21 protein-coding genes are annotated in these 25,434 nt (G+C 66.0%); 15 read left to right on the forward strand and 6 right to left on the reverse strand.

The genetic code is table 11. From position 1 onward, the window contains the following. The first annotated feature begins 77 nt into the window (after positions 1–77). The 4 genes from P1K30_RS20765 to P1K30_RS20780 all read left to right on the forward strand — a co-directional run bounded on the left by P1K30_RS20765 (position 78) and on the right by P1K30_RS20780 (position 4,193). Complete coding sequence (locus tag P1K30_RS20765; protein WP_338052391.1) at positions 78–1,076, forward strand: NAD(P)-dependent oxidoreductase; 999 nt, start codon at positions 78–80, stop codon at positions 1,074–1,076. Then, the gene (locus P1K30_RS20770) at positions 1,073–2,437 is read left to right on the forward strand and encodes an MmgE/PrpD family protein (RefSeq protein WP_275634702.1); all 1,365 of its coding nucleotides are present in this window, start codon (positions 1,073–1,075) and stop codon (positions 2,435–2,437) included. The genes P1K30_RS20765 and P1K30_RS20770 overlap by 4 nt, the downstream gene beginning before the upstream one ends. Beyond that, positions 2,434–3,246 (forward strand): N-acyl homoserine lactonase family protein, encoded by an 813-nt coding sequence (locus tag P1K30_RS20775; RefSeq protein ID WP_275634703.1) that lies wholly within the window; start codon positions 2,434–2,436, stop codon positions 3,244–3,246. Before P1K30_RS20770 ends, P1K30_RS20775 begins: the two co-directional genes overlap by 4 nt. A gap of 263 nt (positions 3,247–3,509) precedes the next feature. Continuing rightward, on the forward strand, positions 3,510–4,193 hold the full coding sequence (locus P1K30_RS20780; RefSeq protein ID WP_275634704.1) for a GntR family transcriptional regulator: 684 nt from the start codon (positions 3,510–3,512) through the stop codon (positions 4,191–4,193). Positions 4,194–4,208: 15 nt separating this feature from the next. Here P1K30_RS20780 and P1K30_RS20785 read toward each other — a convergent pair whose 3' ends face one another. Further along, complete coding sequence (locus P1K30_RS20785; RefSeq protein ID WP_275634705.1) at positions 4,209–4,988, reverse strand: SDR family oxidoreductase; 780 nt, start codon at positions 4,986–4,988, stop codon at positions 4,209–4,211. A 129-nt stretch (positions 4,989–5,117) separates the two neighbouring features. On the opposite strand from P1K30_RS20785, the gene P1K30_RS20790 reads away from it, so the two are divergent. The 5 genes from P1K30_RS20790 (at position 5,118) to P1K30_RS20810 (ending at position 10,364) form a co-directional block, all read left to right on the forward strand. Then, positions 5,118–5,555, forward strand: a complete 438-nt coding sequence (locus P1K30_RS20790) for a RidA family protein (RefSeq protein ID WP_275634706.1) — start codon at positions 5,118–5,120, stop codon at positions 5,553–5,555. A gap of 12 nt (positions 5,556–5,567) precedes the next feature. After that, positions 5,568–6,581, forward strand: a complete 1,014-nt coding sequence (locus P1K30_RS20795) for a succinylglutamate desuccinylase/aspartoacylase family protein (protein WP_275634707.1) — start codon at positions 5,568–5,570, stop codon at positions 6,579–6,581. A gap of 23 nt (positions 6,582–6,604) precedes the next feature. Next, entirely contained in the window at positions 6,605–8,179 is a 1,575-nt protein-coding gene (locus tag P1K30_RS20800) for a gamma-glutamyltransferase (RefSeq protein ID WP_275634708.1), read from the forward strand. Between the two features lie 338 nt (positions 8,180–8,517). Beyond that, on the forward strand, positions 8,518–9,459 hold the full coding sequence (locus P1K30_RS20805; protein WP_275634709.1) for an ABC transporter permease: 942 nt from the start codon (positions 8,518–8,520) through the stop codon (positions 9,457–9,459). 2 nt (positions 9,460–9,461) lie between these two features. Continuing rightward, a complete protein-coding gene (locus P1K30_RS20810) occupies positions 9,462–10,364 on the forward strand; it encodes an ABC transporter permease (protein ID WP_275634710.1) in 903 nt (300 codons plus the stop codon). A gap of 39 nt (positions 10,365–10,403) precedes the next feature. On the opposite strand, the gene P1K30_RS20815 is transcribed toward P1K30_RS20810, so the two are convergent. The 5 genes from P1K30_RS20815 to P1K30_RS20835 form a co-directional block, all read right to left on the reverse strand. Beyond that, the gene (locus tag P1K30_RS20815; protein ID WP_275634711.1) at positions 10,404–11,216 is read right to left on the reverse strand and encodes an IclR family transcriptional regulator; all 813 of its coding nucleotides are present in this window, start codon (positions 11,214–11,216) and stop codon (positions 10,404–10,406) included. Between the two features lie 112 nt (positions 11,217–11,328). Continuing rightward, positions 11,329–13,173, reverse strand: coding sequence for an ABC transporter ATP-binding protein (locus P1K30_RS20820; protein ID WP_275634712.1), 1,845 nt, complete (start codon positions 13,171–13,173; stop codon positions 11,329–11,331). A 31-nt stretch (positions 13,174–13,204) separates the two neighbouring features. Beyond that, complete coding sequence (locus P1K30_RS20825) at positions 13,205–14,245, reverse strand: NAD-dependent epimerase/dehydratase family protein (protein WP_275634713.1); 1,041 nt, start codon at positions 14,243–14,245, stop codon at positions 13,205–13,207. Between the two features lie 40 nt (positions 14,246–14,285). Then, positions 14,286–15,764, reverse strand: coding sequence for a M81 family metallopeptidase (locus P1K30_RS20830; protein WP_275634714.1), 1,479 nt, complete (start codon positions 15,762–15,764; stop codon positions 14,286–14,288). A gap of 3 nt (positions 15,765–15,767) precedes the next feature. Continuing rightward, entirely contained in the window at positions 15,768–17,231 is a 1,464-nt protein-coding gene (locus P1K30_RS20835; RefSeq protein ID WP_275634715.1) for an ABC transporter substrate-binding protein, read from the reverse strand. Positions 17,232–18,084: 853 nt separating this feature from the next. Between P1K30_RS20835 and P1K30_RS20840 the strand changes: the two genes are divergently transcribed. From P1K30_RS20840 to P1K30_RS20865, 6 genes are all read left to right on the forward strand, one after another. Next, positions 18,085–19,836 carry an ABC transporter permease gene (locus tag P1K30_RS20840; protein ID WP_275634716.1) on the forward strand — a complete coding sequence of 584 codons (1,752 nt, stop codon included), beginning with the start codon at positions 18,085–18,087 and terminating at the stop codon, positions 19,834–19,836. Positions 19,837–19,839: 3 nt separating this feature from the next. Continuing rightward, on the forward strand, positions 19,840–20,958 hold the full coding sequence (locus P1K30_RS20845) for an ABC transporter ATP-binding protein (protein ID WP_275634717.1): 1,119 nt from the start codon (positions 19,840–19,842) through the stop codon (positions 20,956–20,958). 28 nt (positions 20,959–20,986) lie between these two features. Then, positions 20,987–22,114 (forward strand): ABC transporter substrate-binding protein, encoded by a 1,128-nt coding sequence (locus P1K30_RS20850; protein WP_275634718.1) that lies wholly within the window; start codon positions 20,987–20,989, stop codon positions 22,112–22,114. A 62-nt stretch (positions 22,115–22,176) separates the two neighbouring features. Further along, positions 22,177–23,286, forward strand: a complete 1,110-nt coding sequence (locus tag P1K30_RS20855; RefSeq protein WP_275634719.1) for an ABC transporter substrate-binding protein — start codon at positions 22,177–22,179, stop codon at positions 23,284–23,286. A 64-nt stretch (positions 23,287–23,350) separates the two neighbouring features. Continuing rightward, on the forward strand, positions 23,351–24,466 hold the full coding sequence (locus P1K30_RS20860; RefSeq protein WP_275634720.1) for an ABC transporter substrate-binding protein: 1,116 nt from the start codon (positions 23,351–23,353) through the stop codon (positions 24,464–24,466). 68 nt (positions 24,467–24,534) lie between these two features. Further along, entirely contained in the window at positions 24,535–25,401 is an 867-nt protein-coding gene (locus P1K30_RS20865; protein WP_275634721.1) for an inositol monophosphatase family protein, read from the forward strand. The last annotated feature ends 33 nt before the right edge of the window (positions 25,402–25,434 follow it).

Here is a 25,434-nt window from a genome sequence, read left to right on the forward strand (position 1 = left end):
ACGCTAACCACCGATCCGGGGGGCGTCAAGATTGTATTATTGTCCTAGCATCATATTGTTGGAACATCCTTCGATTGATGCTATCGTCTGCGGAAATGGATACGGACAGGCGCGCGACGAAGCCGCCAAATACCTGCAATACAAGGAGAATATCAGTGACCAGCCGCAGTTATGGTTTTGTCGGACTTGGCAACATGGGCCTGCCGATGGCGCGCAGATTGCTCGAGGCCGGGTATTCCCTTTCGGTGTTCGACACCCGCCGCGACGTCGCGGAAACCCTTGTCGCCGATGGTGCGACGGTGGCGGAATCGCTGTCCGACCTTGGCCGGAACGCCGACGTCGTCTTCATGTCGCTGCCGACGCCGGATGCGGTGAAAGCGGTTTGCCTGTCGCCCGGCGGGTTGCGCGAAGCCGAACGCGCAGAGGTGATCGTGGACCTGTCGACCACTGGCCCCCGCGTCGCGACCGAAGTGGCGCAGGTCCTTTCCGACGCCGGCAAGACCTGGATCGACTGCCCCGTCAGCGGCGGCGTCGCCGGGGCGCGCAAGGGCACGCTGACGCTGATGGTCTCGGGCGATGCCGGGTGGATCGAGACGCTTGCGCCGGTGATCGCGTGCTTTGGCAAGCAGTTCGTGGTCGGAACCGAGGCCGGCAGCGGCCACTCAATGAAGATCATCAACAACCTGATGTCCTCTGCCGCCCTCGCCGTCACCTCGGAATGTCTTGTGCTGGGGCGCAAGCTGGGGCTGGAGCCGGAAACCATGCTGGAGGTCCTGAACTCTGGCAGCGGCCGCAACAGCGCGACCACGGACAAGATCCCCAATTTCGTCCTGCCCGGCAGCTTCGACTTCGGCTTCGCCATCGCGCTGTCGTCCAAGGACGCGCGGCTGTGTCTGGAGGAAGGCGACCGCATGGGCGTGCCCATGATCGTCGGCAACGCCGTGCGGCAGCTGATGAACATCGCCCGCGACTCGCTGGGCCCCGATGCCGATATGACCGAGGTCATCCGTGTGGTCGAAGGCTGGGCCGGGGCCGAGGTGCGCGGCAAGGACGTCGCGCAGAAGGCCGCCGAGTGAGCGCGCCCGCGCTTCCGGCGGAAACGGCGCTCGCCCGCTTTGCCGCCGACGCGGCATCGCTTGCGGTTCCCGAACGCGTGCTTTCGGAAGGCCGCCGGTCCCTGCTGAACATGTTTGCCACTGCCTTGGCGGGCAGCGGCGAGCCCGCCATCGACATCGCTGCGTCTGTTCTGACCCCGTTCGCCGGTCCCGCAACCTGTGGCGTCATCGGGCGGCCCGACCGCACCGACCTGCCCACCGCCGCCTTCCTGAACGCGGCCAGCGCCAACATCTTCGACTTCGACGACACCCATCCGGGCACCATCATCCATCCGACTGCCCCCGTCGCTCCGGTCCTGCTGGCACTGGCCGAGACCAGACACATGACCGGCGCCGACCTGCTGCGGGCGTTCATCATCGGCGCCGAGGTGGAATGCCGCCTTGGCCTTGCCGTGTCGCCCGACCACTACGCGCGCGGTTGGCACATCACGTCGACCTGCGGCGTTGTGGGGGCCGCCGTCGCGGCCTCGGTCGCGCTTGGGCTGGATGAACGCCGGATCGGCTGGGCAATCGCCAATGCCTGCGGGCAGTCCGCTGGCATGGTCGAGACGCTTGGCACGATGACAAAGTCGCTCAGCGTCGGAAACGCGGCGCGCGGCGGCCTGCTGGCGGCCCTCCTGGCCGAGAAGGGTTTCTCGGGCCCGGACGCCCCGCTGACCGGCCAGCGCGGCATTCTGCACCTGTATGCGGACGCGCCCCACGCCAAGGCGCTGTCGCAGGATCTCGGGACACGCTGGGATTTCGCGGACAACACCTACAAGCCGTACCCTGTCGGCGTCGTACTGAACCCGGTGATCGACGCCGCCGCCGTGTTGCAGTCGGACGGCGTTAGGCTGTCGGACATAGCGGACATCACCCTGCGCGGGCACCCGCTGCTGCGTCAGCGCGCCGACCGCCCCGACGTCGCCACCGGACGCGAAGCGCAGGTCAGCGCGCAGCACGCCTTCGCCGTGGCCCTTTCGGGCGAGGTCGGGTTGGCGGATTTCACGGACGACGCGGTCATAGGCACGCTGAAGACGGGACGGCCCGCGATGACGTTCGAGGATGATGCCGATATGGACATTGGCGCCGTCGCACTGACGGCCCGGATGGCCGATGGCACCGAGCGACAGGTCACCATCACCGCTGCGCGCGGATCGACGGACAACCCGATGACCAACGCGCAGATCGAGGACAAGCTGCGCGCGCTGGCGGAGTATCGCGGCGTGACATGGGACACCCAGCCGCTGATCGACGCGGTTTGGTCGCTGGACACCCTGCCGGACGCCGCGCGCCTTGCCGCTTTGGCCTGCCGCGCCCCAATGGCAGAGGTGGCGGCATGACCCAGCCCGATCCGTTCGAGTTGTTCGCGCTGCGGTACGGCACCCACACGGGACGCAGTGACGCTGACAATTTCGACGACGGCGATCCGGATGCCGCCGGTTCGGACCTCGACTATTACATCTGGGTCGCGCGTCGCGGGGACCGGGTCTTCGTGATCGACACCGGCTTTTCCGACGCACAGGCACGCCCACGCGGCCGCCGGCTTCTGTGCGCGCCCGCCGACGGGTTTGCCGCGATCGGAATAGACGCAGCGCGGGTCGAAGACGTCGTCATGACCCACCTGCACTATGATCACGCGGGCGGCCTGGAGGCCTTCCCGAACGCGCGGCTGCACCTGCAACACGCAGAGATGGCGCATGTCACCGGCCCGGCCGTCAGCCACCCGCCGCCGCATGGCGCCTACGACGGCGACGACATCGTCCACGTGGTGCAGCAGCTTTATGCAGGTCGGATCATGTTCCATGACGGCGATGTCCAGCTGGACCCCGGCCTGACGCTTCACCTGACCGGCGGCCATTCCGCCGGATTGCAGGCAGTGCGGGTGTTCACCCAGCGCGGCTGGGTCGTCATCGCGGGCGACGCCGCCCACCTGTACGCCCACCTGCACGACGACAGGGTTTTCCCGGTCTACCATGATCGGGACACCACTCTGGACAGCTATCGCCGCATCATCGCGCTGGCAGAAGGCCCGGACCGCATAATCCCCGGGCACGATCCGCTGGTCGCGCGGCTTTATCCCGAGTTCGCGTCGCCGCGCGATGGAAAATTTGTCCGTTTGGACAAAAGCCCCTTCGATACTCCCGTATGATTGTATTAGGATACTTCCGCCGGGTGCCATATGCTGCCGGCTTTAGTGTTGCCAGTTGGGAGGCTCCGGCACCGCATGACATTCATTTCCGATCCAGACAGTCATCGGGCCCTCGCCAGATGCGGCCGCTCTGCGAGCGCGCCACACGTTGAGTATTATGCCGTGGACAGCCGCGGAACCCGAACGGGCACGATGTCACTTGGACGACACCGAGACGGCCACTGCCAGAACACAAACACCTGACAGGACTGAGCAAGAAATCCATGACCACCCCCCCGAACGCATTCCGCGTCCAGAAGGTCGCCGCGCCCTTGCGGCAGACCGTAACCGAGAACATTCGCAACGCCATCTCGACCGGACATTTCGAGGCGGGATCGCACCTGCCCGAACGCGAGCTGTGCGAGGTGCTTGGCGTCAGCCGTACCCTTGTCCGCGAGGCGCTGCGTCAGCTTGAGACAGAGGGCTGGATCACCGTGATCCCCCATCGCGGCCCCTTCGTGACCAAGGTCACGCGCGAGCAGGCCGAGGGCATCTACAAGGTGCGGATCGAGCTAGAGGGCTTGGCCTGCGAGCTGTTCGCCACCAATGCAACGGACGCCCAGTGCGACGCGCTCAAGGAAGCCTTCGCCGCGTTCCGCGACCTGCCGCCGTCGACCGACCGCCTTGCGCAATTGCAGGCCAAGAACCGGTTCTACGAATGCCTGCTGGACGGCGCTCAGAACGAAACGCTGAACGCCTGCATGACGCTGCTGGATTCCCGCGTCATGCTGTTGCGGGCGACCTCGCTGCAAGCACCCGGCCGCGCCGAGGACTCGGTTCGCGAGCTGGCGGATCTTGTCGACAAACTGATCGCCCGCAATGCGCCTGCCGCGCGCAAGGCGGCGCAGGACCACATCCGCATGGCCGGAAAGACCGCGCTGAGCATGATGGACGAAGAGGTCGCCTAAGGCCGTGGCCGGGCATCAGATGCCCGGCGTCGCGCCTCCGTCCGCGACAATGACCGTGCCCTGAATATAGGCCGCCTTGTCAGAGCACAGGAATCCGACCAGCTGCGCGATCTCTTCCGGGGTGCCGTACCGCTCGATCTTGCTTTCGGCGCGGAACCGGTCGGCGGCGGCGTCGAATGTGATCCCCTCGCGGTCGGCCAGAGCCTGCACGCGTTTCGACAGCCGGTCGGTCAGGATGTGGCCGGGGCAGACGGTGTTGACCCGGATGCCCTGCGGCAGGCCACGCTTGGAGATCGCCTTGCCGAAGTTGATCATCGCCGAGTTCACAGACCCACCGATGGTGAAATCCGCGGCGGGCGTCTGCGCGCCGATGCCAGAGATGTTGACAATGCTGCCGCCGCTTTCCGCCAAGGCCGGCCACGCCGCGCGGCAGAACCTGACAGCGGCGTGGAATTTCAGGCCGAAGCCGGACAGGAAATCCTCGTCCGTCAGGTCAAGAAAATCGCCCCGCTTGGTGGTGCCCGCGTTGTTTACCAGAACGTCGATCCGGCCGAACCGCTCCATCGTTTGCGCGACGACCTGTGCCGGGGCCTCGGGCTGCGACAGATCGGTGGCCTGCACAAGCACGTCCGGCGCACCGGCGGCGCGCGCTTCGTCCGCGACCTCGGCAAGGACGTCCGCGCGGCGGGCCGACAGCACCAGTGCCCGACCGCCGCTGGCCAGTTCCAGCGCGATTGCCCGCCCCAGCCCCTGACTTGCGCCGGTAACGATCGCGACTTCGGCCGAATTGCTCATTCTTCTTACTCCTGCAGGTTCGCGGGTCCCGTCGCGGAAGCCTCGCCTCGTAATATTGACAGATTGTCATATCGTATTAAAGGTACATTCGACAGCCGGATGGCTGATAGGACGGAAAAGGACCCGACAATGCATAAGGAAATCATCCGCGCCGACGTTCCCGAGAACGGCGGATCCTACAATCTGTGTGTGCGCTATGGCGACATGCTGTACCTTTCGGGCCTTGCCCCCTTCGACGCCGAATTCTGCGCCGAGGTCGCAGAGGCGCGCAAGAACGGCACCAAGGTGCCCCCGATGCCCGACACGCCGTTCCCGCGTCAGGTCGAGATCGTCATGGACAACATCAAGAAGCTGGTCGAAGCGGCCGGGTCCAACATGGACTGCCTCTTGAAGACGAACGTGTGGCTGAAGGACCAGACGCAGGCCGAAGAGTTCGAGAAGGTCTACGTCAAGTATTTCTCCAGCTTCGAAGCCCTGCCCGCCCGTGCCCGGATGCAGGCTGGCCGGACCCCGATGGACTGCGGGCTTGAGATCGAAGCGATCGCCTACGTCCCGTCCAAGGACTGATCGATGCGGCGCATGGCCATCTCGACGTCGGTCGACTTCCAGCAGGACGGCCGCCAGACAGGTCACCTGCGCCTGCCGCATTCGACGCACAGGTCGGCCTATGGCCACATTCGGATTCCCATCGCCTGTCTCAGGAACGGCGATGGCCCCTCGCTTCTTGTGGTCGCGGGCAACCACGGTGACGAGTACGAGGGGCACATCGCCGCCCGCAGGCTGGTGCAGTCGCTTGACCTCGGCAGACTCCGGGGGCGGATCATCGTTCTGCCCTCGGCCAACCACCCCGCGCTTATGGCCGGGCAGCGGACCTCTCCGCTGGACGACGGCAACCTCAACCGTTGCTTTCCCGGCGACCCGGACGGCACCCCGACCCGGCAGATCGCCGACTACATCGAAAACGAGTTGATGCCGCAGTCGACCCACGCGATCGACCTGCATTCGGGCGGCAGTTCGCTGGACTACGTGCCGTCGGGTGTTGGCAACATGCAGCCCGGCGACACCCCCCGGAACCGCGCGGTGATCGGGATGCTGGATGCCTTCGGGGCACCGACCAGCTTCGTGTCGGCCACCACCTCGGGCGCGCCGCAATCCTTCGCCTCGGCCGCGATCCGGCAGGGCGTCACCGCGATCGGGACCGAGGCCGGCGGCGCGGGACGGACGTCACGCGCGGCGCTGGACCTTGTCGAGGCCGGTCTGATGCGGCTGCTGGCCCATCTGGGCATGCTGCGAGACACACCGGCCCCGGCCGACAGCGCAACGCGCCTGATGCAGGTCGGCGGCGCGGATTACTTCGTCTTCGCCGGAACGCGCGGGATCTTCGAGCCGTTGGTCGAACCCGGCGCCACCGTCACGGCGGGCCAGCCCGCCGCCCGCATCCACGACCCCCTGACCGGATGGACCGAGCCCGAAACGGTCTGCTTCGAAAGGGACGGCTTCGTCCTGTGCCGTCGCAGTCTTGGACATGCAGAGCCCGGCGATTGCCTGTACCATCTGGGCACCGAACTTGCCCGCCCCTCGGACGCGCCCTGAAACACCACGCTGAAAGCAAGACCATGAGCAACTTCTCGACCACCCAGAAGATCACCAAGACCGTGGAGTGGACCGACGGTGGCGTCGTCGCCAGTCAGCACCGCACCGCATCCGAAGCCGGTGCGCGCGTGTTGGCCGAGGGCGGCAACGCCTTTGACGCGGCCGTCGCGACCGCGTTCGCCCTTGGGGTGGTCGAGCCGTGGATGAGCGGGCCGGTGGGCGGCGGGATGATGACCCTGTGGCGCGCGGACCGGCAGCAGGCCGAGACCATCGAGTTCGGGATGCGGTCTCCGGTCGGGCTGCGGCTGGAGGACTACCCGCTGGAGCGCGGCGACGGCCATTCGGACCTGTTCACCTGGACCAAGGTGAAGGACGACCGCAACGTCTTCGGCCCGCATTCCATCGCGGTGCCGGGCTTCGTCGCCGGAATCGAGATGCTGCACCAGCGCCACGCGACCCGCGACTGGGCGGATCTGCTGGCCCCGTCCGTCGGGCTGGCCGAAAAGGGAATGCTGATCGACTGGTACGCTTCGCTGATGATCGCGGCTGTTACGCGCAACCTTGCGCAGGACCCCGATGCCGCCGCCATGTTCCTTGTCGACGGGCAGTGGCCCAACATCGCAGGCTGGACCGACGTCAGCGAACAGCGGCTGGACCAGTCCGCAATGGCGGCGACCCTGCGCCAGCTGGCCGAAGCCGGGGCGCGCGACTTCTACGAGGGCCGCACCGCCGAGGCGCTGGTGGCCGACATGGCCGCCAAGGGGTCGTCGCTGTCGGCGGAAGATCTGTCGACCTACAGCGCCAAGGCGTCCCCCACGCGCGAGATTGCCTATCGCGGCGGCGTGATCCATGCGCCCTCCGGCCCCAGCGCGGGCGCGTCGCTTGTCCGCACTTTCCGCCAGTTGGCGCAGTCCACGTTCGGCGACAGCCCCGACGCCGCCAGCTTCGCCGCCACGGCGACGGCGCTGCGCGACGCGTACAAGGCGCGCCTGTCGCAGGACGGGGCCGAGGACGAACCGGCGGGGTCCGAATCCTGCACGACCACGTTCAGCGTGGTCGACAAGGACGGCAACATGATCAACGTCACGCAGACCTTGCTGTCCAAGTTCGGCAGCCGGGTCGTGTCGCCCTCGACCGGGATGCTGATGAACAACGGCATCATGTGGTTCGATCCCGAACCCGGCCGGCCGAATTCGCTGGCGCCGGGCAAGGCCTGCCTGATGAACGTCTGCCCGACCATTGGCAGCACCGGCGACACCATGTTCGCGATCGGCGCCGCAGGCGGGCGGAAGATCCTGCCCTCGGTCACCAACCTCGCCAGCTTCATGCTGGACTTCGGCATGAGCCTTGAAGACGCGTTCCACCACCCCCGCATCGACGTCAGCGGCACCGAGCGCATCATCGCGGACGAAGACCTGTCGCCCGAAATCGTCGAGGCACTGTCGGGCGTGGCCGATACGGGCACCGCGAAACGGACCGTCCACCCCTATGCCTTCGGCGTGCCCGCCGGCGTTATGCGGCAGAACGGTCGGAACTGCGGTGCGACCGAGATCATGAGCCCTTGGGGCGACGCTATCCTGGCCGACGACATCGCCTGAGCCTCGACCGTCTCAGACGTTTCCGAAAGAAATTCACCCGCCGCGAAGCAGGCGTCGCGGCTGGTTTTTCCGTTTCTCAACCGCCCATCCCGACCGCTGTCCCCCAACCCCGCTGACGCATCCATCGCGCCTGCACATTGTTTGATCACCGCGGAGGAAATCGCCGGTCGCCCTGCCCTGATCTGCGGATAAACCTTGAGCCGCCGCAGACAATCATATTGTCTGACAATCATAACAAAGTAGTCCGCTGTCCGAGGCTTCTGCTCTCGGGCTGCGGGCGGTTCAGGGATCGCCATGGTGCGGTCACGCGGAGGACCCATGACAAAGCAAGACCCCACATGCTGACCTTTATCATCAAGCGTCTGCTGGCGACGATCCCGGTGATGATCTTCGTCGCGCTGTTCGTATTCTCGCTGCTGTACCTCGCGCCCGGCGACCCGGCGGCGGTGATTGCAGGCGACCACGCCACCGCCGAAGAGGTCGAAGCGATCCGCGAGAGCATGGGCCTGAATCGCCCGTTCCTCGTGCGCTTCGCCGACTGGAGCCTGAGCGCCCTGCGCGGCGATCTTGGCACCTCGATCTACACCAACCTGCCCGTGTCCGAGCTGATCCTTCAGCGCGTCGAGCCCACCATGTCTCTGATGGTGCTGTCGCTGTTGTTCGCGGTGGCGGTCGGCGTGCCGATGGGCGTGCTGGCGGCGTGGAAAGCCGGCAGCTGGATCGACAAGGCGACGATGGCCTTCGCGGTGCTCGGCTTTTCGGTGCCGGTCTTCGTCGCGGGCTACGTGCTGTCGTGGTTCCTTGCCCTGAAACTCGGCTGGCTGCCGTTGCAGGGCTATACCCCGCTGTCCGAAGGCGTGCTGCCGTGGCTGCGAAACCTGATGCTGCCGTCGCTGACGGTGGGGATGATCTATATCGCGCTGATCGCCCGCGTCACCCGCATGACGATGCTGGAGGTGCTGAACCAAGACTATGTCCGCACCGCGCACGCCAAGGGCGTGGCGCAGAAGGACATCCTGTTCCTGCATTCGCTGAAGAATGCCGCGGTGCCGATCATTACCGTCATCGGTCTTGGCGTCGCGCTGCTGATCGGCGGCGCGGTCGTCGCCGAAAGCGTCTTCGCCATTCCGGGTCTCGGCCGCCTCACGGTCGATTCCATCATGTGGCGAGACTATCCCGTCATCCAGGGCGTGCTGCTGGTCTTCAGCCTTGTCTACGTTCTGGTGAACCTTCTGGTCGACCTGACCTACACCCTTGTGGACCCGAGGATCCGGTACTGAGCATGAGCGACACCGCAACCCCCACGTCTTCCGCCATCCATTCCGGCGCAGTCCGCGCCCGCCTTGGTCGCAGCGCGCGGTTCCGGCGCTATCTGCGACGCTATCCTTCGGTCACCATCGGCGGCGGCATGCTGCTGCTGATCGCGCTGGCTGGCATACTCGCGCCGCTTCTGGGCACCGTGAACCCGTCCGAGATCGCTCCGACCCTGCGCCTGCAGCCGCCAAGCGCAGAGACTCCGTTCGGCACCGACATGCTGGGCCGCGACGTCTATTCCCGCGTGGTCTACGGCGCGCGTGTGTCGCTTGCCATCGGCTTCAGCGTGGCGATCGTCGCATCGGTGATCGGGCTGGCGGTCGGCATGATCGCAGGGTTCGTGCGCTGGACCGACGGCATCATCATGCGGATCATCGACGCGATGATGTCGATCCCGTCGATCCTGCTGGCCATCGCGATGATGGCCCTGACCCGAGGCTCTATCGCGAACGTCATCATCGCGATCTCGCTTGCCGAAATTCCGCGCGTGGCGCGGCTGGTGCGGGGCGTGGTGCTGTCGCTGCGCGAACAGCCCTATGTCGAGGCCGCGATTTCGCAGGGCGCGCGGACGCCGCGCATCATCCTGCGGCACATCCTGCCAAATACGGTGGCCCCGATCCTGGTGCAGGCGACCTATATCTGCGCAAGCGCGATGCTGGTGGAATCGATCCTGTCCTTCATCGGCGCAGGCGTGCCGCCCGCGACGCCGTCGTGGGGCAACATCATGGCCGAGGGCCGGACCCTGTGGCAGGTGCGCCCGAACATCATCTTCTTCCCTGCCCTGTTCCTGTCGATCACGGTGCTGGCCGTGAACCTGCTGGGAGACGGCCTGCGGGATTCGCTCGACCCGCGCGTGGCGAAACGGATCTGACCCAATGGCGGGGGGCCGGTTTGGCCCCTCGCCCTGCCCTTACAGGGCCAGTCCCGCGATGGCGTCGCGCATCGCCGACACGCACATCTCGGTCCGCTCGGCATCCATTCGGAACGCGGGGCCAGTGACCGTCAATGACCCCAGCGGCATGCCGCCCGCAGACAACAGCGGCATACAGATCCCGCGCGTCTGTGCGGTCGTCTGGCTTTCGCTGATGGCGTAGCCACGGTCGCGGATCTGCGCCAGCTCGGCGCGGATCAGCTCGGGGTCGGTGACCGTTTGCGGTGTGTACGCCGTCACGGGCTGCGACAGGACGCGGTCGATCTCGGTGTCGCGCAGGTGGGCGAGGATCACCCGGCCCGAGCCGCCCGCCGCGATGTGCATCCGGCGGCCGCGCGGGATCGACACGCGCAATTCCTGCTCCGACTCCAGCACCTCGGCATGGACCGCCTCGTCGCCGCTTCGAATGGTCAGCATCACCGTCTCGGCGGTGGCGCTGCGCAGCCCCTCCAGCACCGGGCGGATGCGCGCCAGAAGACCGTCCTCGCCCCGCACGCAGTCCCCCAGCAGCCGCAGCTTGTCGCCCAACTCGAAACTGCCGCGCGCATCGCCATCCTGCAAAAGCCCGTTCGATTTCAGAACGCGGATCAGCCGATAGGCGGTGCTTGTCGGGATGTTCAGCGCGGCGGTCACGTCGGCCACGCGCCGGGCCTCGGGGTTGCCGTCCAGAAACAGGTCGAGGATGCGGATGCCGCGTTCCAGCGACTGCAACTCGCCCCGGGCGGCGCCCGAGGTATCCTGATCCGGCCCAGCCGGGGCGTTGTCGTCCGGAGAGGCCGGAGGGGGTGTCATGGCGATGTCTGTCCGCGCGTCTTCGGTTCGGTCCGTCACCTTAGCCGCAGGTTTGCCGCACTGGCAAACGGTTGCCCCGGAAAGACCCGGCCAGGCAGCGTCCGTCGCCACATCAGGCCGCGCGGGGCGTGCGGTGGTTCCATTCCTCGCCCCACACCATGACGCTGTGCCCTGCCGAAACCTCGCGGTATTCGCGCACGGGGACCACGAAATCGGTCGCCCGCGTCGGGTTCATGATCTCGTCGTTCACCACCGCACGCTTTTCGTGGCGACGGGCCGGGTCGGCGATCGGGACCGCAGACAACAGGCGCTTGGTATACGGGTGCTGCGGGCTCTCGAAGATCGCCGCGCGGGGACCTATCTCGACGATCTCGCCAAGGTACATGACCGCGACGCGATGGCTAACCCGTTCGACCACGGCCATGTCGTGGCTGATGAACAGATAGGCCAGCCCCATCCTTGCCTGCAGGTCCAGCATAAGGTTCAGCACCTGCGCCTTCACCGAGACATCCAGCGCCGAGACGGATTCATCCGCGACGATCAGCCGGGGGTTCACGGCAAGCGCGCGGGCGATGCAGACCCGCTGCCGCTGGCCTCCCGAGAATTCGTGCGGATAGCGGTCGGCCATCTCGGGATGAAGTCCGACGTTCCGCAACAACTCTGCCACCTGCTCGGCGACGCCAGAGCGTTTCGCCATGTCGTTGATCAGCAGCGGCTCGGCAATCGCCGCCCCCACCGTCATCCGCGGATTGAGCGAGGCGAAGGGGTCCTGAAAGATCATCTGGACGTGCCGCCGCTGGTCGCGCAGGCCGGACTGGCCCAGCGTCGTCAGATCGACACCATCCAGCAGCACCGTCCCCGCCTGCGGCTTCACAAGTCCCATGACCGACCGGCCGGTTGTCGACTTGCCGCAGCCGGATTCGCCCACCACAGCCAACGTCTCGCCCGGCTGCACGCTGAAGGACACGTTCTCGACCGCGTGGACCCGCCCGGACACCTTGGACAAGATCCCCGACCGGATGTCGAAGCGCGTGGTCAGGCCCTTCACGTCCAGCACCGGAGGTTCGTCAGCCTTCACGGTGTCGGGCACCTGCACGGGCACATCGGCCAGCCCCGTCTCGCGGTCGACGGTGGGAAAGCGCATCGGTTTGGCCTGCCCCTGCATCGACCCAAGTTTCGGCACAGCCGCCAGCAACGAACGCGTGTAGGGTGCCTGCGGGCGGGCGAAAATATCGGCGGTGGGGCCCGTCTCGATCTGGTCGCCGTTGTACATCACGACGGTGCGGTCCGCGATCTCGGCCACCACGCCCATGTCGTGGGTAATAAAAAGCACCGAGGTGCCCTCTTCGTCCTGCAGCGTCTTGATCAGGTCGAGGATCTGCGCCTGGATCGTCACGTCCAGCGCGGTGGTCGGCTCGTCCGCGATCAGCAGCTTCGGCTTGCACGCCAGAGCCATCGCGATCATCACCCGCTGCCGCATCCCGCCCGAGAACCGGTGCGGATAATCGTGGAACCGCGAGGCCGCCGCCGGGATGTGCACCTTCTCCAGAAGGCGGATCGTCTCTGCCTCGGCCTCGGACCGCGACACACCCCGGTGCAGGACCAGCGCCTCGGCGATCTGGAACCCGATGGTCAGCACCGGGTTCAGCGAGGTCATCGGCTCTTGGAAGATCATCGCGACGTCGTTGCCGCGAATGCCGCGCATCGTTTTTTCGGACTGCGTCGTCAGTTCCGTTCCCGCCAGCTTGATCGACCCCTCGACACGGCTCATGTCCGACGGCGTCAGCCCCATGATGGACAGCGCCGTCACCGACTTGCCCGACCTGGATTCGCCAACCACGGCAAGGGTTTCGCCCGCCGCGATGTCGAACGAGATGCCGTTGACCACCGGGCGCCATTCGCCGTCGACGCGGAACGAGGTGGTAAGGTTCGAAACGGAAAGGATCGGCTGGGTCATCGGTGTCTCTTCTCTACAGATTTCGCGGCGGTCAGCGGGGTGTTGCGGTATCTAGAACCGGCGTGCGGGCCGCGCCTGTCGCCGGCTCAGAGGGCCTTGCCCCCTGCGGCAGCGACTGACGAAACCGCGCGGCGTATTCCGCGATCCCATCCGGCAGGCTCAGCTTCGGCGCCCAGCCCAGCAGGCGTTTCGCAGCCGAAATATCCAGCGGCGCGCGCATTTTGACGTTCTTCGCCTCAAGCGGCGTCAGATCCTCGCCGATCTCGATGTCGGCGCCGGGGATCTCGGCGCGGACCATCGCCGCCACCTGCGAGGCGGTCCACGTCTTGCCACAGGCGACGTTCAGCACCCGCTGTTCCCCGGCGGTCCAGCGCGGCGCGTCCAGTGCCGCACAAACGGCGTCGCAACAGTCTGCGACGTGGGTATAGTCGCGCATCATCGCGCCGCCGGTGGCGAACCGTGTGGGGCGCCCCAGCACCGCGTTCTCAACCATCGGCTTGACGTACAGCGGGCTTCGCATGCCGAACCCGTAGATCGCGGTGACCCGCAGGCTGAGAAAGTCGAGGCCGTGGAACTCGGCATAGGACATGCCCACCGCCTCGGCCATCATCTTGGATGTGCCGTAGTGCGAGGCCGGGTTGCCGTTCCGAACCGAGAACACAGGATCGGATTCCGACAGGCTGTCGCCCGCCCCGGCATGGTAGGCCGCGTTGCTGGACATGAAGATCACCTTCCGCATGTCCGTCTGGCGGGCCACTTCGCAGACGTTGACCAGCCCCATGACATTGGTCTGGTAGGTCGTCAGCGGCTGCTTCAGCGACGGCTCGTGCCCCACCAGCCCGGCGGTGTGGATGATCGCCTCGATCTTCTCGGTCCGGCACACGTCGAACAGGCGCGCCAGGTCGCCCACGTGACCAATGCGCGTGCGTGCGGCCAGATCGGGCGCGATGATCAGCGCATCGCCAGAGGGTGGCACTATGTCCAGCCCGACGGGATCGTCGCCGCGCCGGGCCAGCGCCCCGATGATGGAGCTGCCCAGAAAGCCAGAACTTCCGGTAACAAGGACCTTCATGCGCGGGCCGCCGTCGGCGCCGAAGCGGGTTGAAGTGACATCAATGGATCAGACCTCCGGAAGCGTGCTCGTCCAGCGGCCAGATCGGCCGCCGCACCTTGGCATAGGGGATGCGGGTATAGTCGCGACGTTCCAGCAGACCGTCGGTGTGAATGTGGACGATCTCGGCGGCGATGGGCGCATAGGCGGCGCGGAAATGGGTGCTGGATTTCAGCACCAGCACGCCCCGCGCGGTCGGGTCGATACCGAGGTTGGTGAAGGTTTCCAGCCCCAGCGCCTGCGTGCGCGCCGTATTCAGCACGATCTCGACCCCGCCAATGCGGATCGCCGCGCAGTCGCCAAGCGCGACCTTGGTCGGGCCAAAGGTTTGGGTGCAGTCGCGGGCCAGCGCGATGACCTCGACCACGGCATCGACCGGATCGCCCGAGGCCGGGCCGGTCTTGCCGCCGAAGCGCAGCGGGAAGGTCGCGCCCAGCCCCGCAGAAAAGCAATGCTGCGTCGCCACCGGGTCCCAGACCGGGCCGACGGCGACGTCTTGCGCGTCCCGCGCCAGCAGCGCACGGATCAGCGTGGTATTGTCCGACGGCGCCCCCGCCCCCGCGTTGTCAGCGGCATCGGTCACGATAATCGGCTTGCCGCCGCCCGCCTGCGCGAAGGCATGGTCCAGCCCTTGCTCGACCTCGAAGAAATCAATCGCGGTCTTGCCGCGCAAGGTCTGGAACCGTCCGCCGACCTCGGTCGCGACCGCGTCGGCCAGCGCCTTGTCGCCATCGGTGACGACCAGCACGCGGCCGCCAAGGTCGGGCACGTCGCCGTAGCAATAGGCGTGCGACACCGAGATCGAAAGGACGCCGTCGGTCTTTTCCTTTTCGATCACCCAGTCGACGAATTCGCGCATGACCGGATCTTGGGTCGGGTACGCACCCAGTTGCTGGCAGTCGTAAACCGACATGACCGGCGCAATGTCGCCGCGATGCTTGGCAAGGATCAGGTCCAGCAGTTCCTCGGCCCGGTCCACCACGTCGGTGTGAGGATATTCCTTGTACAGCACGATGACGTCGCACAGCTCCACCCGCTTCAGGCTGAGGTGGCAGTGCAGGTCGAATTCGACGCCAAGGATGCAGTCGGGGCCGATGATCGCGCGGACACGGTCCAGAATGTCGCCCTCGACGTCGTCATAGCCGTGCGCGACCATCGCGCCGTGCAGGCCCAGCATGACCGCGTCCAACGGCATCGCTGCGGCGAGCTCTGCAAGGATCTGGTCACGCATCCATTCATAATCGGCGCGGTTGGTGACACCGCCGGGGCTGGCCGCAAAGCAGCTGCCGTCGATCGCGGTGAAACCGTCCCTCGCCGCCCGTTGCCGGGCGACGAAGGTGGGTGCTGTGCAGAACATCGGCTCTGAGTCCGGATGCTCGCCCGGTCGCAGGAAGACGTACTCGCGAAAATTCGCGAGGCTGGTCGAGACCGGCGCGAAGGTGTTGGACTCGGTCGCCAATGTCGCAGTGAACAGTCGCACGTATCAGGCCTTCGTGACGCCGTAGAACACGGGGAAACCGGGCTGGATGCCCTCGATGGTCGTCCGGTAGGCCGTGGGCAGGAAGAATTGGCCCAGCGGGATGTACGGCACGTCCTCGAACACCTGTTCCTGGATCGCGGCGCAGGCGGCTTTCTGGGCCTCGAAGTCCGGCGCTTCGAACCATTCGGTCCGCAGGCGTTCCAGTTCTTCGCTGACCGGCCATCCCGGAGGCGCGCTGTCGCCGTTGCCGCGCGTGTTCTGGTGGCTGGCCGGGTCGAGCGTGTCGATGCCCGCGATGTAGGTGAACGTGATGTTCCAGCCGCCCTCTTCGACCGGGTCGCGCATCACGCGGCGGCCTTGAAGGGTGCTCCAGTCCATCGGCTGCAGATCGACGTTCATTCCCAACCGCTGCAGCAGGTCGGCGGCCACCTCGGATTCCGCCTTGATGACCGGACGGTTGCTGGGCGACAGCAGCACGACGGGTTCGCCGTCATAGCCGGACTCGGCGATGATCCGGCGCGATTCCTCTAGGTCGCGCGGACCGTTCAGCGCCTCCATCCCGGCGTCGCTGTCCATCGGAGTGCCCTTGGTGAAGACCCCGACGCCGGTGTTCGACATCTCGGGGTCCGCCCCTGCGACCGCGGCCATGAAGTCGGACTGCGACACCGCGTGAAGCACCGCGCGGCGGACTTCCGGGTTGTCGAACGGCGGGTGCAGCGTGTTGAACCGCAACGCGCCCTGGTTGCCGGTCGGGTCGGTGATTTCCACGTTCACGTCCGGGTTGCTGGTCAGGATCGGCAGCAGGTCGGTGACCGGCGACTGCACCCAGTCCACCTCGCCGATGGCCAGCGCGTTCACCGCCGTGGCGTGGTCGGGCATGATGTGCCACTCGACCCGGTCGAAGTTGACATGCTTGCCGCCTGCGGTCCGGTTCGCAGCCTCGTCGCGCGGGACGTAGCCTTCGAAGCGGTCATAGACGACGCGGGCACCCTGCACGCGTTCCTCTTCGTTAAAGCGGAACGGACCGCTGCCGATGATTTCCGAGATCTGCTCGGTGTGCGAGGCAGAGGCAAGGCGTTCCGGCATGATCGCGCACATCGAAGAGGCCAGCTTGGCCAGTGCGTTCGGCAGCAGCGGGAACGGCTGGTGCAGGCGGAACTGGATGACATTATCGGACGGGGCGGTCAGCTCGGCGGTGGCGGCCATCAGCGACTGGCCGAACACGTCGCGCCCGGACCAACGCTTGATGCTGGCCACACAGTCACGCGCCAGCACCGGCTCGCCATCGTGGAACGTCAGGCCGGGACGCAGGGTCAGCCGCCACAGCAGACCGTCTTCCTCGATCGTGTGCCCCTCGACCATCTGCGGCTTGATGTTGAACTCGGCATCGGTGCCGTAAAGCGTGTCGTACACCATGTACCCGTGGTTCCGGGTCAGGTTCGACGAGGTCCAGATCGGATCCACCACGCCGAGATCCGAGGATGGAACGAACCTCAGGACATTGCTCGACTGCGCCCGCACGAATGACGGGGCAGCAAAGAGGGCGGCCCCCCCTGCAAGAAAGTGACGACGTTTCATCTTTCGGTCTCCTTGTGCCAATCCGCGCTGTCCCGCGGCTGAATTCCTTATTTCCACTATGTGAAAATAATAACGGCTTCTTGTCCATTATGTGTATTCGCTAGGAAGCCAAATTCCGGAATGCAAGCAAAATGCGGCCCCTGACGGATGCATTTCCGGACATCGCACAAGAATTACTCAGTGCCGCCATTCACGGCAGACGAGCAGCGGTCGGGACTTTCGGGACGCTTTGGCTGCGACAAGGGATCGGCGCCTTACAGCGCGCAGAACGTGGCGGGCTGGCGTTGCGCGAGTCGCGCGCTGGCTGGAAGCGGGCCTACAAAAAGCGCCGCGCCACCCGAGTGCACATATGTGCAGGATAATTTCAGATAAGATTCTTTAATCACTTTTAGCATCTGTTTTTAAAATAATTTCTTGGCTTTTAGGCTTGCACCTACAATCACTACCATCTGTTTTTCGTTTGACTCATCGTGTCGGCTTAAGGCTTTCTGGCGGAAGCTCGTCGATTCAGGGGCAATCGTTGGCCAGCGGTGCAAGGGAGTGCATCGCCTGCCATCGCTGCAGGATGCCCCTTCCGCAATGAAGAAATCGGCGTTTAAGGGAGGAGCCATATGGCCAGTTTTGAAGTCATGCACACTGTTGCATTCGTGGATCGCGCGGCATGAGCAGCGTGTCCGACCCCCAAGGGCACAGCCCTCGGTCCAGCCTTGCCACACGCCTGAGATACCGGACACGGATCGCGATGCGCGAGCCGACGACGGTCATCGGGCTGCTGATGGCCGGGCTGTTTACCTACCTCATCGTCGTCCCGATCATCTCGATCCTGCTGGACGCGGTGCAGACCCAGTTCGGGGATGCCCGGCGTACCGGCGGCGATGTCGGAAGCTGGACCGCCTACTACCTGAACCGCACCTTCCTGTCGCCCATCGCGCAGGACATGTTCTGGGAGCCGTTGAAGAACACGCTTAGCGTCGCCTTCGGAGCGATCGGCGTGTCGCTGGTGATCGGCGGCATCCTGGCTTGGCTGATCAGCCGCACCGACATGTTCGCCCGGCGCTGGTTCGCGACCGCGCTGATCGTGCCCTACATGCTGCCCGCGTGGACCTTCGCGCTGGCGTGGACCACCCTGTTCAAGAACCGCACCATCGGCGGCCAGCAAGGCTGGCTCGAGGCTATGGGCTTCACGCCGCCGGATTGGCTGGCCTATGGGCAGGTGCCGATCACCATCATTCTTGCACTGCACTACACGCCCTTCATCATCCTGCTGTTCGGCAGCGCCCTGCGCCGGTTCGACAGCCAGCTGGAAGACAGCGCCCGGATGCTGGGCGCCAGCCGCGGACGCATCGCGTGGTCGATCGTGCTGCCGTTGATGAAGCCCGCGCTGATCTCGGCCGTCGTGCTGATCTTCGCCAAGTGCCTTGGCGAATTCGGTGTCGCCTATGTTCTTGGCCTGCCTGTGAAATTCGACGTTCTGGCAACGTCGCTGTACCGCAACCTCGGCTCGCGCCAGACCGGCGTGGCGGGTGTGCTGGCGGCCTCGATCATGATCCTCGGCATCATGACGCTGCTGATCGACGCCTACCTTGTGCGGGAAGCGCGCAAGTTCGTCACCGTGGGATCCAAGGGCTCGATGAACCGGCTGACGCAGCTTCGGGGTATGCGGCTTCCGGCGACCGGGTTCGCGGCGTTCATCTTCTTCATCAGCGTCGGCCTGCCGGTCCTGACCCTGTTCCTGTCCACCGTCATGCACGTCCCTGCCCGGTTCACATGGGAGAACTTCACGCTGGACTACTGGCTGGGCACCAACCTTGACACCGTCGCGCTGCAACAGGGCATCCTGCTGACGCCCGAACTGTGGAGCGCGGCATGGAACACGCTGTGGATCGTCGGCTCTGCCTCGGTCGTGTCGGGCATCCTCGGGCTGCTGGTCGGTTATGCCGTCGTGCGCACCCCGCTGCGGCCGCTGGGTGTCTTCCTGCGGCAGGTGACCTTCTTCCCCTACCTCGTGCCCGGCATCGCCTTCGCCGCCGCCTATCTGTCGCTGTTCGCGGTCCAGCGCGGCCCGGTCCCGGCCCTGTACGGCACGATGGCGATCCTGATCCTCGCCCTGATCGCGGACCAGATGCCCTATGCCTCGCGCGCCGGGATCTCGGCCATGATGCAGCTGGGCAAGGAACCCGAAGAGGCGGCGCAAGTCGCCGGCTCGGGGTGGTTCCACCGCATGACCCGCATCGTGGTGCCGATCCAGAAGGGATCGCTGGTGACCGGCGTCCTGCTGCCGTTCATCTCGGGGATCAAGGGGCTTAGCCTGTTCGTCGTGCTGGCGGTGCCGTCGACCGACGTGCTGACCACCTATTCGCTGCGGCTGGTCGACTACAACTACACGCAGGCCGCCAACGCGGTGGTCCTGATCGTCGCGGGGCTGGCCTATTTCGGCACCCTCGCCGCGCAAAAGCTCACAAAGACAAACCTTGCCGAAGGCCTGGGAGGATAAGCCATGCCGGGAATTACGCTGAAAAACGTCAAGAAAAGCTATGGGGCCTACGAGGCGATCCACCATCTGGATCTCGAGGTCGCGGACGGAGAGTTCCTGTGCCTGCTCGGCCCCTCGGGCTGCGGCAAGACCACCACGCTGCGGATGATCGCCGGGCTGGAGAACCTGTCGAGCGGGGAGCTGGCCGTCGGCCCGCGCGTCGTCGATTGCCCCGAGCGCGCCACCTTCATCGCGCCCGAGAAGCGCGGCATGGGGCTGGTGTTCCAAAGCTACGCGCTGTGGCCGCACCTGACGATCGAGCAGAACGTCGAGTTCGGTCTGAAGCTGCGCAAGGTGGCGAAAGCAGACCGCCAGAAGCGCACTGCCGAGGTGATGGAGGCCCTCGGCATCGGCAAGTACGGCAGCCGCTACCCGTCGCAGCTGTCCGGCGGGCAGCAGCAGCGCGTCGCGCTGGCACGGATGCTGGCGGTCAACCCGGACGTCCTGCTTCTGGACGAACCCCTGTCCAACCTCGACGCGCGCCTGCGCCTTGAGATGCGGGCCGAGCTGAAGCGGATCCACGACCAGTTCTCGACCACCATCGTCTTCGTCACCCACGACCAGTGGGAGGCGATGACCCTTGCCGACACCATCGCCGTGATGAACGAGGGCACCCTGCAACAGCTGGGCAAGCCCGACGACATCTACGAACGCCCCGCGAACCGCTTCGTGGCGGAATTCGTAGGCTCGCCGCCGATCAACATTCTGGAGTTCGATCAGCCCGGCGAACTGGTGCAGGGCGCGAAACGCTTCCTTGCGCTGCGCCACCCGGAGATTTCCGGCATCGGCTCGGTCGGCATCCGGCCCGAGGCGATCTCGCTGGTGTCGGGCAAGGACGGGCTGGCCGAGGGCGACTTCGGCGCGCCGGCCAAGGTGGCGGCGATCCTGCCCACCGGCGGCAGCTGGATCCTTGAGCTCGAGACCGGCGACCAGACGATTTTCATGAACACACACGTCGCGCCCAGCGTGCACGAGGGCGACCGGATGTGGTTCCGCGTCCCGGCCCGCGCGCTGAACGTCTTCGATCTGAAGGGCGACCGCATCTTTGCCGCGGACGAAGTGCTCGCGGCGGCGGCAGCCTGAACCGATGTCCAAAAGGGAGGAACAGGACATGACCAAGAACACCCTTACCACGACAGCGATGCGCCTTGCGGCGTTGAGCCTTGGGCTTGCGCTTGGCGGCGCGGCGCAGGCGCAGGACGCCGATTTCGACATCGACGCCCTGATCGACGCGGCACGCGCCGAGCCTCCGATCACGGTCTATGCCGTGACCGGCAAGATCGTCCGCACGGCCGAAGCCTTCAGCGAACTCTATGGCGTCGAAGCCGAGGGCAAGAAGGTGAACGAGGCGGACCAGATCGACCTGATGATCCGCGAATTCCAAGCGGGCAACATCGTCGGCGACCTTGGCGTCGCGGCGGACGTCGGGTCCATCATGGCGCAGCTGATCCCCGAGGGCATCGCCGCAAGCTGGGTGCCCGCCGATCTTGCGCCCGGTATCGCCGAAGGCCAGCAGGATCCGCTGGTCGTCGTGTCCGATCCGCATGTCTGGGCCTATTCGACCGAGGTCTACGACACCTGCCCCGTCTCGAACATCTGGGAACTGACCGAGCCTGAGTGGAACCGCAAGGTCGCGATGCTCGACCCGCTGGTGAAGCCGAACTACGCCGACTGGTTCAACCAGCTTGAAACCCACCACGACGATGCGATGGCCGCGGCCTACGAGGCCTACTTCGGTGAAGCCATCGACACGTCCGAGGAAAGCGCCACCCGGCAGTGGGTCCGCATGTACGCCGAGAACGCCCCCCTGCTGGGCGACAGCACCTCGGTCGCAGAGGCCGTCGGCGCAGTGGGTCAGGACGACCCGTTCTTCGGCATCATGTCCACCGCCAAGTTCCGCTCGAACTCTGACGGGGAAACCGCTCTGGGCATCTGCGGCGGCATGGAGCCGTTCACCGGCTGGCTCTATCCGGGGCTCGCGATGATGTCGACGAAGACCGAAAGCCCGAACGCGGCGAAGCTTTTCGTCCACTACCTGCTGACCGAGGAAGGCATCGCGCCGATGTCGGTCGACGGCAAGGTGTCGTCCAACACCGCCGTGCCCGCCAACCCGGAAGAGGTTTCGGGCGTCGCCGACTTCATGGACGAACTGATGGTCTACGACACGGCCACCGCCGCCGAGGACTTCGACGCCCGGCAGGATTGGCAGGATTTCTGGCGCATTCACTACAGCCGCTAAACCACGTCCGGCCCGCAGGAGGAGCGGGCCGGGCTCACAACTCAAAGGGAGGAAAGACACAAATGAATAAGCTGATCAAAAGATCCACCAGCGCATTGGCGCTTTGCCTTGTCGCCGCTGGCGCGCAGGCGGAAGAGTTCGATCTGGACGCCCTGATCGAGGCGGCCAAGGCCGAACCGCCGCTGGCCGTGTTCGACAGCACCGGCAAGATCACCACGATGGCCGAGGCTTTCGCCGAGAAGTATGGGCTAGAGGCCGTCGGCCAGAAGGTGAAAGCCCACGCCCAGCTGGAAATGATGGCGCGCGAGGCGATGGCCGGGAACGTGCAGGGCGACGTGTCGATCATCTCGGACGCGCCGGCGGCAATTGCCGAACTGCTGCCGAACGGCTTCGCCGTCAGCTGGGTGCCGCCAGACATGACCGACGTCATCGAACCCGGCTATCAGGACCCGCTGGTCGTGGTCACGATGGCGAACGTCTGGACCTACAACACCGAGCTGTACGACACCTGCCCCGTGTCCAACGTCTGGGAACTGACCCAGCCCGAGTGGCGCGGCAAGGTGGCGATGCAGGATCCGCTGAACAAGTCGGTCTACACCGACTGGTTCAACCAGATGCAGACCTATGGCGACGACGCGCTGGCCGAAGCCTACGAAGAGTACTTCGGCGAAGCGATGGACCGCACCGACCAAAGCGCGACCGAACAGTGGGTCGCGATGCTGGCCGCGAACGCGCCGCTGCTGGGCAGCTCTGACAGCAACGCCGCCGAGGCCGTCGGCGCGCCGGGCCAGTCCGAGGGCTTCATGGGGCTGATGAGCTCGGCCAAGTACCGCGACAACGCGGACTCGGACTTCAAGCTGGGTCTGTGTGACGGGATCAAGCCGTGGCTCGGGTTCACCAACGCCGGTGTCGGCCTGATCGCGGCGGGCAGCGACAGCCCGAACGCGTCCAAGCTGTTCATCCATTACGTGATGACCGCCGAAGGCATCGCGCCGCAGGCACAGGACGGCAAGATGTCCGCCAACTCCGAGGTCGGCCTGCCTGACGACGAACCGTCGGGCATCGGCGACGCGTGGGATCAGCTGCTGACCTACAATCTGTCCACCGCCGTCGAAGACTACGACACGCGGCAGGATTGGCAGGATTTCTGGCGCATCAACTACGTCCGCTAAGCGGGTCAGCCGGGCGGCAGCGCCGCCCGGCCCTTTCCCAAGAAGGTGAACAGGAATGAGACAGATGAACAGATCCGGGACGTCCGGCATCCTGCTTGCGCTGACCGCCGCGATGGCCCTGCCCTCGATGGCGATGGCCGAGGACTTCGACCTCGACGCGCTGATCGAGGCCGCCCGCGCCGAGCCGCCGCTGACCGTCTACGATAGCACCGGCAAGATCGTATCCATGGCCGAGAATTTCGCGGCCAAGTACGGGCTGGACGCAATCGGCCAGAAGGTCAGCGCGACCGCGCAGCTAGAGATGGTGATCCGCGAGTTTCAGGCGAACAACGTGCAGGGCGACGTCCTGATGATCACCGACGCGCCCGCCGGGCTGGCGCAGCTGCTGCCCGAGGGCTTCGTCACCAGCTGGCTGCCGCCTGACATGGCCGACGTGATCCCCGCCACCTATCAGGACCCGCTGACGGTGACGACGAACGCCAACGTCTTCGCCTACAACACCGAGGTGTACGACGCCTGCCCCGTCACCAACATCTGGGCGCTGACGGATCCCGAGTGGTCCAAGAAATTCGCCCTGATCGACCCGCTGTCCAAGTCCAGCTACACCGACTGGTTCAGCCAGATGGAAAGCCACCACGACGACGCGGTCCGGGCCGCCTATGAAGACCACTACGGCCAACCGCTGGAGACCGAGTTCGACACCGCCACCAAGGCATGGGTGGCCGCTTTGGCGGGCAACGCGCCGCTGGTGACTGAAGGCGACGACACCACCTCGGCCGCCGTCGGCGCGCCGGGGCAGGAAGACCCGTTCATCGGGCTGATGTCCTCGGCCAAGTTCCGCGATGTCGACGGCAAGGGTCACGCGATGGCGATCTGCGACACGCTGACCCCGTGGGTCGGCTGGACCTATTCCAAGCTCGCGCTGATCGCCGCCGGGACCGACAGCCCCAACGCCGCGAAGCTGTTCGTACATTTCGTTCTGACCGAAGAGGGCATCGCGCCCCAGATGGTCGACGGCAAGGTGCCGACGAACACCACCATCTCGATGCCGGATGACGAACCCTCTGGTGTCGTGGCGCTGTGGGACAACCTTCTGGCCTACGACTCGAAGTCCGGGATCGAGGACTGGGACACCCGCCAGGACTGGCAGGACTTCTGGCGCATCCACTACAGCCGCTGACCTCCCCAGCGGCCAAGCTTCGGGCCTGTCCGGGCCCGGAGCGACCGAACTCAAAGGACCAAGATCGAATGACATCCACCGATCCCGCCATTCCGTCCCCCGCCCGCCTGCGCGAGGTGGCCGAAGCCGTCGCGCGCGCCGCCGGGACGCCGCTGATCCCGGTGTTCCGGTCCGGGATGACGGTGGACTACAAGGCCGACCTGCACGACCCGGTCACGGTCCACGACAAACGAACCGAAGCGGTGATCCGCGAACAACTGCTGGCGCAGGTCCCCGCCTCTGCCATCGTCGGCGAGGAAGGCGGCGAGATCGGCAACGGGCCGGTGAAGTGGTTCGTCGATCCGATCGACGGCACCTCGAACTTCGCTGCCGGGCTTGCGTTCTGGTGCGTGTCGATCGGGGCCGTCGTCGACGGCCGGATCGTCGCGGGCGCGGTATATGACCCGATGGCGGACAACCTGTTCTCGGCCGACACCAAGGGCGCGTGGCTGAACGGCGCGCCGCTTCGCTGCCCCGAGGCGCGTGACGAAGCCCGGGCCACGCTGATCACCGGATACCCGGTTCAGCGCGATTTCCGGCTTGAAGGCCGCGACGCGGCCCTTGCCGGTCTGGGCGACCTTGTTTCGGCATTCTCGACCCTGCGGCGTCCCGGCAGCGCGGCGCTGAGCCTGTGCCACATCGCGGCGGGCTGGGCCGACGCGGCGGCGGGCTTCGGCGTCAACGCGTGGGACGTCACCGCCGCGATCCTGATCCTTGAACACGCCGGGGGTAGCTACCGCCCGCTGACGCTGGGCAAGACGCACGACGGCACGCCCGCCCACCATTGCCCCGGCTACGTCGCGACGGGGCGCGGCGGCCGCTATCCGACGCTGGACCGGGTCGCCGACGCGGTCGACGCCCGCCGCCGCGCTACCGCCTCGGCCCCCGCCCTATGACACCGCACACGACCCAATACACCCGGCCCGAGC

The sequence above is a fragment of the Psychromarinibacter halotolerans genome (assembly GCF_029168315.1).
In the GTDB taxonomy this organism is placed as follows: Bacteria; Pseudomonadota; Alphaproteobacteria; order Rhodobacterales; family Rhodobacteraceae; genus Psychromarinibacter; species Psychromarinibacter halotolerans.